The following is a 14,165-nucleotide window of genomic DNA, read 5'->3' as shown; positions in this document are numbered from 1 at the left end:
GAGGCTGTTTTCAGGCCATCTGCAGAATCAGTTTCCAGATCAACGACTTCATAACAACGTACGCCATAACAACAACCCTTCGCCAAGTGACTAGCCAGGAAAGCGCGGTTTCCCCTGACGAAAGGCGTCGATGATTCGACGTCCGGGGAAGCAAAACAAGGAAGGAATCCTTGCGGAGGTTGCACATGCAATTCCCCCCATGTACTCGCACCCCTGGCGAGATCGCTCGGCATGCCTCACAGCATGCCCTGCTCAACGGCATCATCAAGGAAGTGGCGATCCCCCACGACCTGTTGAGCCACCACTGGCCCGCCAACCGGCTTGGCCTGCCAACGAGCCTCCAGGGCCTGCCGCTGCAGGTCGACTGGTCGTCTTCGTTGACCCTGTTCGTGCTGGTCGATCGCCACTCGTCGATGGGCTGCCATCAGGTTGTGTCGCCGCTGTATCTGCGACGCGGCCTCGATGAGGCCTGGCGGGAGGCCGATACCGGCGAGCTGGTATCGGCCCTGCTGGAAGATGGCCCCTGGCGCGAGGCCAGCCCCAATCCCGAGTTCGGCGATCAGGTGCTGCAGAGTCAGGCAGTGATGGCCTCCATCATCGAGGACGCTCGGCAACGCCCGCATGACCCGCTCAAGGACTACGCCGCCAGCGAACAGGGGCTGTGGTTCGGCCATCCAAATCATCCCACGCCCAAGGCCAGGCAGTGGCCGCAAGGCGTGAAGGGCCAGGGCAGGGACTGCTCCCCCGAGTTTGGTCAGGGTACCCGCTTGCACCAGTTTTCGTTTCCGGCGCAAGGGCTACGGATCGCCTGCAATGGCCTGGAGCCCGGTGAGGTGCTCAGCCAGGCCGCCGACCAGAGCGCGGAGCCCGAGGCCGGGCGGGTGGTGCTGGCCATGCACCCGGTCCAGGCCGAGCTGTTTCGCCAGGTGCCGGATGTCGCCGCGCGGATCAACGACGGCAGCATCCGCGACCTGGGCAGAAGCGGCCCGCTGGCGCTGCCCACCGCCTCGATGCGTACCTGGCATGCGCCTGAGCATCCCTGGTTCATCAAGGGCTCGCTCAACGTGCGCATCACCAACTGCGTGCGCAAGAACGCCTGGTACGAGCTCGAGAGCACCCTGGTCATCGATCGCATCATGAGTCGCTTGATCGACAGTGAAGACCCGGCGCTCGAGACCCTCGAGCTGGCTCGGGAGCCCGCCACCCTGCACTGGGCCCCGCAGGACGCTGACGACGACCAGCGCCGCTGGTTCCGCGAGCAGACCGGGGTCATCCTGCGCGAGAACTTCTGTCGGCGCTTCGGCGCCGAGCGCTGCCTGCTGGCGGCGACGGTATTCGCCCGTGACACCGAACTTGAGCCAATGGTGCCATCGCTGGTGGCGCGCGCGAGTTCGCCTGGGTCCGCTGCTGTGAGCGGCGCTCCCGCCGACGATGTGCCCGAACACAGGATTGTCGACTGGTACAAGGCCTATCTTGGCGCCCTGGTCGAGCCGGTGCTGGCGCTGTATTTCCGTCATGGCATCGTGGTCGAGCCGCATCTGCAGAACTGTGTGCTGATCCATGACCAGGGCTGGCCCCGTCGCGTACTGCTGCGCGACTTCGAAGGCGTCAAGTTGACCGAGGATCATGGCCTTGACTGGCTCGCCGGCGAGACGCTGGATGAGCGCGTGCGCGCGTCGATGACCTACAGCCGCGACAAGGGCTGGAAGCGCATCGCCTACTGCCTGCTGGTCAACCACCTGGCCGAGGCGATCCTGGCGTTGAGCTGGCGCCGCCCGGCCCTGGCCGAGCGTCTGTGGATGGCCACCGGGGAGGAGCTTTCGCGGGCCAGGCAACGGCTCGGAGTCGCCACGCCCGAACTCGATGTGCTGCTCGCAGGGGGCGACTTGCCGTGCAAGACCAACCTCAAGCTCAGGCTGATGGCCCGGGCCGATCGTCACGCTGACTATGTGTGGCTGCCCAACCCCTGGCATCAGCTCGCAGGTGAGCGCCGGGAGGTGGCCCATGGCTGACAGTGTTGTTGCCTCGGGGCGTAAAGAGGCCCAGCGGCTGCCGCCAGCGGTGCGGGAGGCGATCCGTTGCCACCAGGCCGAAGCGCAAGATCCCATCGCCGCCTTCTTCTATGACCTGGAGGCGCTGGCCGCCCGGGCGCGTTCGATCAAGTCCGCGCTGCCCGACGGTGTAGAGCTTTTCTACGCCATCAAGGCCAATAGCGAGGCGCCGGTCCTCGGGACCTTGGCGACCATCGTGGACGGCTTCGAGCTGTCCTCCGGTGGCGAGATCGGTCGCATGCGCGAGGCGACGAGCACGCTGCCCTGGGTGCTGTCGGGACCGGGCAAGCTCGACACGGAGATGGCGTTGGCCATGGACGAGGGCATCGAGGCCTTTCACGTGGAGAGCCTTGGCGAGATCGCGCGGCTTGAGCGACTCGCCGCGGCCAGGGGGCGTCACCAGGCGGTGCTGATCCGCATCAATCCGACCCTGCCCGAGGCGCTGTCGAGTCGTCTGCGCATGGCCGGTACCGCCACCCCCTTCGGCATCGACGAAGCCAGGCTTGGCGAGGCGGTGGCGGCGGTGGACGCCGCTGCCCATCTCACCCTGGTCGGCTTTCACATCCACGCCATGTCCCACCAGACGAGCGTGGCGCGCCACCAGGCGTTGCTTGACGGCTACCTGGCACGCTGGCCCGAGTGGCGAGCGCTTGCCGCCTCGCCCGCCAGGGTCACTCAGCTCAATGTCGGGGGTGGCATCGGCGTCGACTACATGGCGCCGTTCGAACCCGAGCGGCAATTCGACTGGCAGGTGCTGTGTGCCCATCTGGACACGCGACTCAAGGCGATGGATCAGGCCCCGCGGGTGCGCTTCGAGATCGGCCGCTTCCTCAGTGCCTTCTGTGGCTACTACGCCATCGAGGTGCTGGACACCAAGCACAGCCATGGCCAGGGCTTCGTCGTCTGTCGTGGCGGTACCCACCAGTTCCGGCTGCCTGTGGCCCAGGGCCACGACCACCCTGTCATCCACCTGCCGAGCGGGGAGCGCGGCGAAGCGTCGTCCGGCGAGAAGCGACCCTGGACGGTGGTGGGGCAGCTATGTACGCCCAAGGACGTGCTGGGGCGCGATCGACTGCTTGGCGACGTCGCCCCGGGGGATCTTCTGGTGCTGCCGCTGGCCGGGGCCTACGGCTACAACATCTCCCACGCCGACTTTCTGTGCCACCCAAGGCCGCCGCAGATCTTTATTGGCGCCGACAGGGCGTCACCTGACACCGCACGCTGAGGTTATTCATGTCATCACCTTCTTACGTTGCCGAGCCCGCGACGGGGTCCGCTGACGCCGTCGCAGACGTCGCCGCACCTCGAGTTGCCCCCTGTGTTGCTCCCAGTGCTGTTCCCGCTGCCGTTCCCTTTGCCAGTTCCGACGACTGGCGTCATCGGTCGCGCATCGAGCGGCGGGTCATCGCCCAATTGCTGCAGACCCTGCTGTACGAAGACGTGCTCGAGTATCGCTGCGAGCACCTGGCCCCGATTGAGGGTGAAGGGCAGGGGCGTGAAACCACCTTCGTCGTCTCCCTGGGAGAGCGCGACTATCGCGTGCGAGGCTGGCTGTGCCACAGCTTCTCGCTGATTCGCCTCGATCATCAGAGTCTGGTCCTGGCGCCGACACAGGCGTCGGCTCGGGCGTCGACAAAGGCGCCGGCTCTGGCCTCGGCCCAGGCCAACCGCCACAGGGAGGCGCCGTCGCTCTCGGAGTTTCTGGACGACCTGGCGTCCACACTGAGCGCCAGGGCCGAGGGAGACCTTCAAGGGCGGCTGCAGCCGGGGTTCATCAACGAGCTCAAGCAGACCCTGATCAAGGACCTGCAGTCTTCGACGGCAGCGCCCGTCGACGGCCAGAGCGCGCCCCACACGCTCGACGCCGACGCCCTGGAGCAGTACTTCACCGACGCCCACAGCTACCATCCCTGCTACAAGTCTCGTCTCGGCTTCACGCTTGGCGACAACCGTCGCTTCGGTCCCGAGTTCGGCCAGCCGCTGCGGGTGCTATGGCTGGCGCTGCCGGCGCGGCTGGCACATCAGGGGGCTGTTCCTGGTCTCGGCGCCCTGGCGACATTCGCGGCCATGGCCGATGCCGAGCTGGGTGAAGAGGGATCGCCGGCCAGGCAGCGTCTGGCCGAGTGGCTAGGCGAGCGAGGCCTTTCGCGCGAGCAGGCGGTGCTGCTGCCGGTGCACCCCTGGCAGTGGGAAAATGTGCTGGTCAGCGCGCTCTACCCGGAGCTTGCCAGTGGCGAGATCGCCCTGCTCGGCGAGGGCGAGACCCGCTATCGGCCGCAGCAGTCGATTCGTACCCTGGCGCCGCTGGATCACGATCGGCACGCGTCCCCGACGCCCTATCTCAAGCTGGCGCTGGGGATCACCAACACCTCCAGTACCCGCATCCTGGCGCGCCATACCATCACCAACGGCCCCATCATCACCGCCTGGCTCAAGCAGCTTCTGGAGAACGACGCCGGCGCCGGGGCGGCCAACGTTGTGATCCTCGGCGAGTTGGCCGGGGTTGCCCTGGACGAACGCGCCTTTGGCGGCCTGCGCCATGACGAGGTGTACGGCCAGGCCGGTGCCCTGTGGCGTGAGCATATCGACGGCTTTCTCGCCCCTGGCGAGCAGGCGGTTCCCTTCAACGGCTTGAGCCAGTGTCTGCGCGACCCAGACGGGGCGCCCACAGAGCCCTTTATTGCCGACTGGATCGCCCGTCACGGGCGCGACGCCTGGACCCGCCAACTGGTGAGCGTGGCGACACTGCCGATCATCCACCTGCTGTTCGCCGAAGGGGTGGGGCTTGAGTCCCACGGCCAGAATATCGTGGTGATCCATCGTAATGGCTGGCCAGTGCGAGTCGCGCTCAAGGACTTCCACGACGGGGTGCGCTACTGCCCGTCGGCGCTGGCCCGTCCCGAGCTGGCCCCCAGCCTGGAGCCGTTGCCGGCGGCCCACGCCGCGCGCAACCGCAACTCCTTTATCGTCACCGACGACCTGGCGGCGGTGCGCGACTACTCCTGCGACGCCTTCTTCTTTATTGCCCTGGCCGAGATGGCGATCTTCCTCGAGCGTCACTTCGGACTCACCGAGGGCTCCTTCTGGGCCATGGTCGCCGACGTCATCACCGCCTACCAGGACGCCCATCCAGAGCACGCCGAGCGCTATCGCCAGTTCGACGTCTTCGTCCCCGAGTGGGAAGTGGAAGCACTGACCCGCCGGCGGCTGTTCGGCGACGAGGTGCCTCAGATCAAGCGGGTGCCCAATCCCCTGGCTGTGCATGCGCCGGCGTCGCGCCCTGCGTCTGTGACCACGGGGAAGGCTGCAGCGACACAGGAGCGCACCCCATGCTGAGAACCAATCGCCTGAAACGTGCGCTGAGCGAGCAGCGCGAGGTCTACGGCGTGCTGGCCTCGTTGCCCACGGCGGCGTCGATCGAGCTGATCGCCGAGGCCGGCTTCGACTTCGTGGTGATCGACACCGAGCACGTGCTGATCAACCCGGAAACCGTCGAGCACATGATCCGCACCGCCGAGAGCTATGAGCTGACGCCGCTGGTGCGGGTCGCCGACGACAACCCCAAGACCCTGCTGCGCCTGCTCGACGGCGGCGCTCAGGGCATCGTGTTGCCGAGCGTTGAAGACCCCGAGCGGCTGGCCGCTGCGATACGTGCCTGCAAGTACGCCCCCCAGGGCACGCGCAGCCTCAACGCCGGGCGCCCCGGCGCCTTCGGCAAGCACTCCCTGGCCGAATACGTTCAAAAGGCCAACGACGAGATTCTGGTCGTTGCCATGATCGAGAGCCGGGCCGGCGTCGAGCGCATCGACGAGCTGTGCGCGGTCGATGGTCTCGACCTGGTGCTGGAAGGTGCCGCTGATCTGTCCCAGTCCCTGGGCGTGAGCTGGCAGACCGCCCACCCCGAGGTGCTAAAAGCGCTTTGCCGGGTGCAGCAGCGGGCGGCGGACCACGGCCTTCCCTACGCCGCCTTCCTGCGCCATGTGGGCGCCAAGGCCGAGTGGCGCGAGCGCGGTGTGCGTACCTTCCTGCTCGGCGACGAGCGGGGCATCGCCTTTCGCGCCCTGACGAGCGCCTTGAAGGAGGCACGCGCATGAAGTGCCTGTCGCTTGCTTCCGGTGCCCCTGTTGCCCGAACCCCGAACCCTGCTGCCGCGCCTTCGTCGGTGCCCCCGATCGTTGCAGTTGCAAGGAGAGCCCAATATGGCCTCGTTTGATTCCGTTTCTTCGCCTGTTTCTTCAGCCGTTCCTTCACCTCAGGCTTCACCCCAGGCGAGGCGCCTGGCCAGCGAGCAGATCCTTCAGTCGCTGGTCGATGGCCTGCTGGTCGAGGGGATCCTCGAGATCGACTCGCTGGCCGGTGATGACAGCGATGCCCGCTCGTTTGCCGCTGAGCTGTTTGGTGATGACTCTCTGGTGGCCCACCCCGGGGCGCGATTGTGGCGCCAAGAGCGGGCCCAGGGCGCTAGCCAAAAGACCAGCCTGGTGATGCTGCTGGAGCCCGGCATTGCCCAGGACTGGCAGAAGGTGCCCGGCACGCCAGTGCTGGCGCTCGATGGGGGGACTCCGTCGCCCCTGGACCCCGTGGCATTGATGCGCCGGGTGTTCGGCGGCGATGACCAGACCCTGACACCGGGCCAGCGCGTCTTTCTCGACGCCCTTGAGGACAGCCTGTGGCAAGCCACGGCCTCCATGGCGCACGGCGTGGATACCCGCCATCTTGCCTCCCTGGGCACCCTTGAGCACTTCACCATTCTGGAACAGTGGGCGTCGCTGCTCGACCGGCCCTACCATCCCACCGCCAAGGCCAAGCAGGGGCTTAGCGCTGCCGAGTACCGCGCCTATATGGCCGAGTTTGCCAACTCCGTCGAGCTTTACTGGGTGGCGGTCGCGCGTGACCGGCTGACCCATGGCGCAGGGGTGGGGGCGCTCGTAGCCGGCGCGGCTTCGGGCGCCGATAGAGCGACAGCCGGCGCGGAGTCGGGCGCCTTTAGAGCGACTTCGGGCGCCTTTAGAGCGACTTCGGGCGCCGATAGAGAGAGCGCCCCTTTGGAACAACCCGCAGACTGGCTGCTCGCGGCCGAGGAGCGTCAGGCACTCTCCGATGAGATGCGCGCCAAGGGCATCGCCGATAGCCACCTGGCGCTGCCGGTGCACCCCTGGCAGCACGATCATGCCCTGCCGAAGTGGCTCGCTGAGGACTTTGCCGCTGGTCACTGCATCACCCTGGAGGCTAGCGCCGGGCGCTGGTGGCCGACCTCGTCGCTGCGCTCGCTGCTGCCGGCTGCGCCCTCGTCAGACGGCGCAGCGTATAGCCTCAAGCTGCCCATGGCCATCCACTCGCTGGGGGCCTCGCGCTACCTGCCGGCGGTGAAGATGATCAATGGCGATCTGAGCGCACGGCTGCTGGAAGAAGCCCGGCAGCGCGATCCACTGCTGGAAAGCGCCTTGCACCTGTGTGACGAAGGCAAGTGGTGGGCCTACCTGCCCGAGGACGCCAGCCTGTTCGATGAGGCCCCGCGCCACCTGAGCGCCATGGTGCGCAGCTATCCTCAGGCGCTGCTCGAGCAGGCCGGCACCCAACTGGTACCCATGGCGACCCTGGGTACGCCGCTACCGATGGTCGGGGCGTCAGGTCCAGCACGCGTCAGCGCCCATCACGTCTTCGATGACTGGATGGTGCAGCGTGGCATGGAACAGGGAGCCGCGAGCGCACAGGCGCTGTTTGGCGAGCTGTGTGCGCGCTTTTTCGAGATCAACCTGCGCATGCTGAGGCTCGGCATGCTGGCGGAGGTGCACGGCCAGAACGCCGTGCTGGTGGTGCGCCAGGGTAGGGTCGAGGGACTGTTGCTGCGTGATCATGACTCGCTGCGTATCAACGTCGGCCAGCTCGAGCGCCACGGCATGCAGGATCCCTGCTACCGGATCAAGCCGGGTCACGCCAACACCCTCTACCACGACAGTCAGGAGGCGCTGTTGTTCTGGCTGCAGACCCTGGCGATCCAGGTCAATCTGCGTGCGATCATCGACACCCTGGCGGGGCACTATGGCCTTTGCCAGCGCGCGCTATGGCGAGATCTGACGGTTCAGCTCGAGGCCCAGCTCGACGCCGTGCCCTTCGATGCCGCCGAGCGCAATGTCTTGAAGTCCGCGCTGTTCGAGCGCGAGCGCTGGCCCTACAAGCGCCTGATCGCCCCGATCATCGAGCGTGCCGGAGGCCCCGGCAGCATGCCTTTTGGCGTCAGCGAGACCGTCAATCCGCTGAGGACCTGCCAGGGGGCGCTGACGCATCAGAACGCCGAGGCAACTGCCGGTGTTGAACAGGGTGTCGGTAGCGCTGGCGAAGCCGACCGTCTGGGGACGCTGCAGCAAGCCTGATCTCACCGTCAGGAAAATGCACGGCGGCATCGGTGAACACCGATGCCGCCGTTTTTTCGTGCGCAAGAGACGGGATATTCAGCGCAGCCATTCGGGATGCTCAGCGAGCATCGCCTCGCGCCGACGAGTTTCGTCCTGCTGCTTGGCCAGGGCTTTTTCGGCCAGCTCGTCGGCCCGGTGCGGGGGCACCACGAACAGACCGTCGTCGTCGCCCAGCACCAGATCGCCGGGCGTGACGGTGACTCCGTCGATAGCCACCGGGGTGTTGATCTCACCCTCCAGCGACAGCGAGCGAGTGGTCAGCGGACTGGTACCCGCAGCAAACATCGGCAGGGTCAGCCGAGACAGCGTCTCCCGGTCGGTGACAGCGCCATTGGTGACGACACCGGCGAGTCCCCTGGTCAGCGCCGCGTAGGCGCGAAACTCGCCCCAGCAGGCGCGACGATGATCACCGGACACGTCGATCACCAGCACGTCACCGGGGCGTGCGAGCGTCAGCGCCTCGCGGATGATGGCGCCGTCGACATGAGGAATTCTGACCGTCAGGGCGGTGCCGACCAGGCGTACCGGGCGGTGCAGCGGCTCCAGTGAGGCAATGGCGCCAAAGTCACTGAAGTGGCCCAGGGTCGAGGTGGCAAGCCCGGCGAAGCGATCGATCTGTGCTTGGCTGAAGCTGTCCCTGCGCGGGGCAATATGGAACATCGGACCTCCTGTCGGATGTGTTGCTGAGGGGGTGCTGACCGGATCACGGCGAGGCACCTAGCACCATTACTGCCGGGTGCGATAAAGCAGATAGACGAAGAAGGGTGCACCCACCGCGGAGACGAAGACCCCGGCGGGCAGGTCCTTGGGCAGAAAGGCCACTCGGCCGATCAAGTCGGCGTAGAGCACGATCAGCGCGCCACACAGCGCCGCCACCGGCACCAGCCGTGCAAGACTGCGCCCGACCAGGCGGGCCGCCAGATGGGGCGCCACCAGTCCGACGAAGCTGAGGCCCCCGGCAAACGCCACCGCCGCGCCGGCCAGCGCCATGCTGAGGGCCAGCAGGATCAGCCGGCTTCTCAGCACATCGACACCGAGCCCGACGGCCACGGCGTCGCCCAGAGCCAGGGCGTCCATATGCCGAGCCAGGCTCAGGCACAGCGGAATCGCCACCAGCAGCCAGGGTAGCAGCGACAGCACATGGCGCCACTGGGCCGCATACAGGCTGCCGGTGAGCCAGACGTAGGCGTGCAGCGCCGAGGCGTCGTCGCTGATCACGATCAGCAGGGTCGTCGCCGCCCCCATGGCGGCGGACAGCCCGATACCCACCAGCACCACCCGGCTGGGATTGAGCCCCTTTCGCCAGGCCAGCGCCACCACCAGCACGGTGGCCACCAGGGCGCCGCCCAGCGCCGCCAGCGGCAGCAGATGGATGCTCAGCTGACTGGCAAAACCGGCCAGAAATACCACCGCCGCCAGCGCCGCGCCGCTGGTGATACCGATCACATCCGGCGAGGCCAGCGGGTTTCTGACGATGCCCTGCAGCACCGCGCCGGCCACCGCCAGCGCCGCCCCCACCAGCACCGCCAGCAGAATGCGCGGCAGCCTCAGCTCCCAGACGATGAAGCCGATGTCGCTGGTCTGGGGTGCGGCCAGGGCTTTCAGCACCTCGATGGGTGGAGTGGGAAAGCTGCCCAGCGACAGCGACAGGCCTGCGCTTGCCACCAGCGCAAGCGCCAGCAGCGCTACCAGGCGGCGATAGCGCCGGTTGGCCCGATCTGGTGTATGGCCTTGTGTATGGCCCTGTGTGGCGGATTCGGCGTTGGCGCCAGACAAGCTGCTCATGCGGATACCTGCTTCTTGCGGGCCAGATAGATAAAGAAGGGCGTGCCGATCAGCGCGGTCATGACGCCGACCGGGATCTCCTGGGGCGCCATCAGAAAGCGCGAGGCGATATCGGCGACCAGCAGCAGCGTGGCCCCGAGCAGCGCACACGCCGGCAGCAGCCAGCGATGGTCGATGCCGACCAGGCCGCGGGCCATGTGTGGCACGATCAAGCCGACGAAGCCGATCATCCCGGCAAGCGCCACCGAGCTGCCGGCCAGCAGGATTACGCACAGGCCCAAGGCAAGCTTCAGGGTGCCGGCGCGCATGCCCAGGCCGGTGACCATGTCATCGCCCAGCAGCAGGGCGTTGGCCTGACGGGCGAGGGCCGCGGTGATCGCAAGGGCCAGGGCAAACAGCGGCAGCAGTGGCACCACCAGTTCAAGCTCGCGCCCGGAGACCGAGCCCGCCAGCCAGTACAGCACGCTCTCGAAGCTCTGCTGGTCGATGATCAACAGGCCCTGACTGAAGGACACGAACATCGCCGTCACCGCCACCCCGGCGAGCACGACCCGAAGCGGTGACAGCTCGCCGCGCCGGCCATGGCTGAGCGCCACCACGGCGAGTGCGGCGACCAGCGCGCCGAGCAAGGCCGCCCACACGTACTGACCGGGGGTGTGCAGCGGCAGCAGCGATACCGCTACCACCACAAAGAACATGGCGCCGGCGTTGATGCCGAGGATGCTTGGCGAGGCCAGCGGGTTGCGCGTCATGGTCTGCATCAGCGCACCGGCCACCGCCAGGCTTGCACCGGTCAGGGTGGCGATCACCGCCCGGGGCAGGCGTTCGCTGAGGATGATGATATGGCTGACCCTGCCACCGTCGTAGTCGGTGATGGCCTCAAGGGCGGTCAGCGGTGCGATCTCGGTGGTGCCGAGGACCACACTGGCGCCGAACGCCGCCAGCAGCAGCAGGGTACCGAGGATCAGTCCGGCGGCCCGGGTGGAGGTGCGTTCCAGCATCAGGCCGCACCCTCGTCTGTTGTGGCCGACGGCTCTTTAATAGCTGAAGGCTCTTTCACAGCTGAAGGCTCCTCACCCAGCGCGTCACCCAGCGCGCAGGAAGGGGAGAGCGCCTGCGGCGCCAGGCCGTAGTGGCGATAGAGGTCATCGAGCATCGCGTTTGCAGCGAGGATCCCGCCGCCCATGATCCAGTTGACTGTGTCTACTTCGTACACCCGGCCGGCTTGTGTCGCGGTAAGCCGCTGCCATAGCGGGTGGGCGGTCCAGTGGCGGTAGGTGTTTTCGATCGCTGGGTCGTCTTCCAGCAGCACGAAGATGACGTCGGCGTCCAGCGCGGGGATGTTCTCTTCGCTGGTCAACTTCATGCCCCAGCCGCTGTCGTTGGCGGCGTCAGGCTGGCGGAAGCCCAGCTCCTCCAGGATGCTGCCGGCGAAGCCGGAGGAATACAGACGCACGTGGTCGCTCTTGAAGCGCACCACCGCGGCCTTCTGCGGCCAGGCGTCACCCAGTGTCGTGGCGATTTTCGCGCGCAGATCCGCTACCCGGTCGTCCCAGCAGGCCAGCAGTTGTTCGGCCCTGGCCTCGCGCCCGGTCGCCGCCGCCACCAGCGTGAGCGAGGCCTTGAAGTCAGACACCGTGGACGAGAACACCGTCGGCGCGATCTGCTCGAGCAGCGGGCGCACCCGTTCGTGTCGAAAGCGGGTGGCGACGATCACTTCGGGATCGAGCCAGGCCACTTTTTCCAGGTTGGGCTGGGTCTCCAGGCCCACGTGCTCGACGCCATCGATCGCCTCGCGCAGGTAGCGATAGGTGGGCTTCTCCATCCAGGCATCGACTACCCCGATGGGCGTTACCCCCAGCGCTACCGCGCTGTCCGTGGCCCCCTGATACAGCGTGACCAGACGCGGCGCCGAAGCCGAGGAGACTGCCGGGGCAGCGGCCGCCGAGTCCGCGCTTACTTCAGACCTTATATCAGCCCTTGCACCAGCCCTGATGTCGGCCTCGGCAGTGCCTGCAAACAACAGCATCCCGGCGAGCAGGGCGAGTGCCACAAAGGCCAGCACGCCGGCGAACAGCCCGAGCACCAGCAGCAGGCTGCGCAGCACTGAGGGTGCCTGCCGAGGCTGGGGCCGGGAGCGGTGCGGCGGCTCGGGTGGCATGTGTGATGAAAATGGCGAGCGCGAGCCTGGTGAGGGTTGCGACGGCGGTCGCAGCGATGGCGTGAACGTCATGGGGATGATCCTTCACCTGTATTGGCGTGTCTGGCGCCCCGACGAGTGGCCGATTTCTCGCCCCAGCGCCCAGGCCAGCGGCAGGCACAGCAGGGCAATGGCGGCCAGGGCGATAAAGGTCTCGTGCAGGGCCTGGGCGCTGGCCTCGGCGGCACTCACGCCAGCGGCGGTGACGCCACTTACGCGGGTGTCGTAGTAAAGCGATAGCGCCACCAGACCCAGCGAGGCGATCAACCGCCTCGCCATATTGTTCATGGCCGAGGCCTGGGCCATGTCCCGGTCGGGCAGGGCGCGCATGCCCACCGTGGTGGAGGGCAGATAGCCGCAAGCAAGGCCAATGCCACGCGTCCCCATCCACAGCCCCACTACCCAGGCTGGCGCCGCCGACGACATCAGCGCGAGCCCCGCAAGACTGACAGCGGTCAGCACCAGGCCGGCGAGAAGACACCACTGGGGCGGGTAGCGGTCGATCATCCGCCCGGCGATGGGCGAAGACAGCGACGCCATCAAGGCCGTGGCCAGAAACACAAGCCCGGTGGTCAGCGGACTCGCCCCGAGCACCTGGTGCATCCACAGCGGCACCAGCAGTACGCAGCCGAACAGGATGATGGACTGCAGGCAGGCCAGGATGACGCTCAGGCGAAAGGCGCGGTGTCCAAATAGGGACAGCGACAGCAGAGGCGCCGGGGCTCCCTGGGCTGCTGTGGGGTCGGCATTCCGCTCCTGCATACGCCCTGCCTTGAACTCCATACCCCGTTCGACCACCACGAACCCCGCCAGGGCGGCCAGTCCGAGCCCCAGGGGGACAAGCGCCGAGGGCGTGAGCAGTTCGGCCAGGCTGTCGATTCGGCTTAGCGAAAACAGCACCGCGCCCATACCGAGGGTAATCAGCACAAAGCCCGGCAGGTCGAAGCGCCTGGCACGGTTGGGCGCCTCCCGATGGAGGCAGCGCCAGCCGACCACCAGCCCCAGCAGCGCAAAGGGCAGATTCATGACGAACAGCGCCCGCCAGTGGCTGACCTCCAGCAGCAGGCCGCCAACGCTTGGGCCGATGGCCGGCGCGATCATCACCGCAAACCCCCAGATGCCGCTGACGCGGCCCCGCTGCTCGGGCGGATAGGCGGCGAAGATCAGTGCCAGCGACAGCGGCATCATCAGCCCCGCTGCCATGCCCTGGACGCCCCGGGCGATGATGATGCTGTCTAGACTGTCGGCCATGGCGCCGAGGCCAGAACCGGCGATAAAACCGACCAGCCCCAGCAGATAGATCACCCGCCGGCCGAAGCGGTCGGCCAGATAGCCGGTCAGCGGCATGGTCATGGCCATGCTGATCATGAACAGGGTGATGACCCAGTTCACCTGGCTGGCGCTGGCATCGAAGGTCGCCATCAGCTCCGCCACCGCCAGGTTCAGCGCACTGTTGTTGAGGCTGACGGTAAAGGTGCCCAACAACACGCTGACCAGCACCCAGGCACCTCCGGCGCGGGCCTTCGATAAATCATCACAAGACAGCTCAGCACCCCGCGACGCAGGGACCTTGGTAAGCGTATTGGTGGGCCGGGCCTGGAACATGAACCGTCTCACAGTCCTGGAAAGCGGAAATGCGGAGGGCCAAGAGCATGCCATGATGCAAAAGCAAATGCAATTCATTATCAAATGAGAGGGGGAGGAATACTACCC

At 66.9% G+C, this 14,165-nt stretch carries 10 protein-coding genes; 5 read left to right on the top strand and 5 right to left on the bottom strand.

The window, feature by feature from the left end:
* The first annotated feature begins 185 nt into the window (after positions 1 to 185).
* From NH448_RS06265 to NH448_RS06245, 5 genes are all read left to right on the top strand, one after another.
* Positions 186 to 2,012 (top strand): IucA/IucC family protein, encoded by a 1,827-nt coding sequence (locus NH448_RS06265; RefSeq protein ID WP_253028546.1) that lies wholly within the window; start codon positions 186 to 188, stop codon positions 2,010 to 2,012.
* Complete coding sequence (locus tag NH448_RS06260) at positions 2,005 to 3,276, top strand: type III PLP-dependent enzyme (protein WP_253028545.1); 1,272 nt, start codon at positions 2,005 to 2,007, stop codon at positions 3,274 to 3,276. Before NH448_RS06265 ends, NH448_RS06260 begins: the two co-directional genes overlap by 8 nt.
* 8 nt (positions 3,277 to 3,284) lie before the next feature.
* A complete protein-coding gene (locus NH448_RS06255; RefSeq protein WP_253028544.1) occupies positions 3,285 to 5,387 on the top strand; it encodes an IucA/IucC family protein in 2,103 nt (700 codons plus the stop codon).
* Positions 5,381 to 6,145, top strand: a complete 765-nt coding sequence (locus tag NH448_RS06250; protein WP_124803166.1) for an aldolase/citrate lyase family protein — start codon at positions 5,381 to 5,383, stop codon at positions 6,143 to 6,145. The genes NH448_RS06255 and NH448_RS06250 overlap by 7 nt, the downstream gene beginning before the upstream one ends.
* A gap of 105 nt (positions 6,146 to 6,250) precedes the next feature.
* Positions 6,251 to 8,425 carry an IucA/IucC family protein gene (locus NH448_RS06245; protein WP_253028543.1) on the top strand — a complete coding sequence of 725 codons (2,175 nt, stop codon included), beginning with the start codon at positions 6,251 to 6,253 and terminating at the stop codon, positions 8,423 to 8,425.
* Between the two features lie 78 nt (positions 8,426 to 8,503).
* On the opposite strand, the gene NH448_RS06240 is transcribed toward NH448_RS06245, so the two are convergent.
* The 5 genes from NH448_RS06240 to NH448_RS06220 form a co-directional block, all read right to left on the bottom strand.
* The gene (locus NH448_RS06240; protein WP_253028542.1) at positions 8,504 to 9,127 is read right to left on the bottom strand and encodes an RraA family protein; all 624 of its coding nucleotides are present in this window, start codon (positions 9,125 to 9,127) and stop codon (positions 8,504 to 8,506) included.
* 66 nt (positions 9,128 to 9,193) lie between these two features.
* Positions 9,194 to 10,252 carry an iron ABC transporter permease gene (locus NH448_RS06235; RefSeq protein WP_253028541.1) on the bottom strand — a complete coding sequence of 353 codons (1,059 nt, stop codon included), beginning with the start codon at positions 10,250 to 10,252 and terminating at the stop codon, positions 9,194 to 9,196.
* Complete coding sequence (locus tag NH448_RS06230) at positions 10,249 to 11,253, bottom strand: iron ABC transporter permease (protein WP_253028540.1); 1,005 nt, start codon at positions 11,251 to 11,253, stop codon at positions 10,249 to 10,251. The genes NH448_RS06235 and NH448_RS06230 overlap by 4 nt, the downstream gene beginning before the upstream one ends.
* Positions 11,253 to 12,359 carry an iron-siderophore ABC transporter substrate-binding protein gene (locus NH448_RS06225; protein WP_253028539.1) on the bottom strand — a complete coding sequence of 369 codons (1,107 nt, stop codon included), beginning with the start codon at positions 12,357 to 12,359 and terminating at the stop codon, positions 11,253 to 11,255. The genes NH448_RS06230 and NH448_RS06225 overlap by 1 nt, the downstream gene beginning before the upstream one ends.
* Before the next feature lie 138 nt (positions 12,360 to 12,497).
* On the bottom strand, positions 12,498 to 13,952 hold the full coding sequence (locus NH448_RS06220; RefSeq protein WP_253028538.1) for an MFS transporter: 1,455 nt from the start codon (positions 13,950 to 13,952) through the stop codon (positions 12,498 to 12,500).
* Between the last annotated feature and the right edge of the window lie 213 nt (positions 13,953 to 14,165).

The organism is Halomonas sp. OfavH-34-E, from assembly GCF_024124525.1.
GTDB classification, from domain to species: Bacteria; Pseudomonadota; Gammaproteobacteria; order Pseudomonadales; family Halomonadaceae; genus Halomonas; species Halomonas litopenaei.
This window is presented reverse-complemented; position numbering and strand designations above follow the sequence as displayed.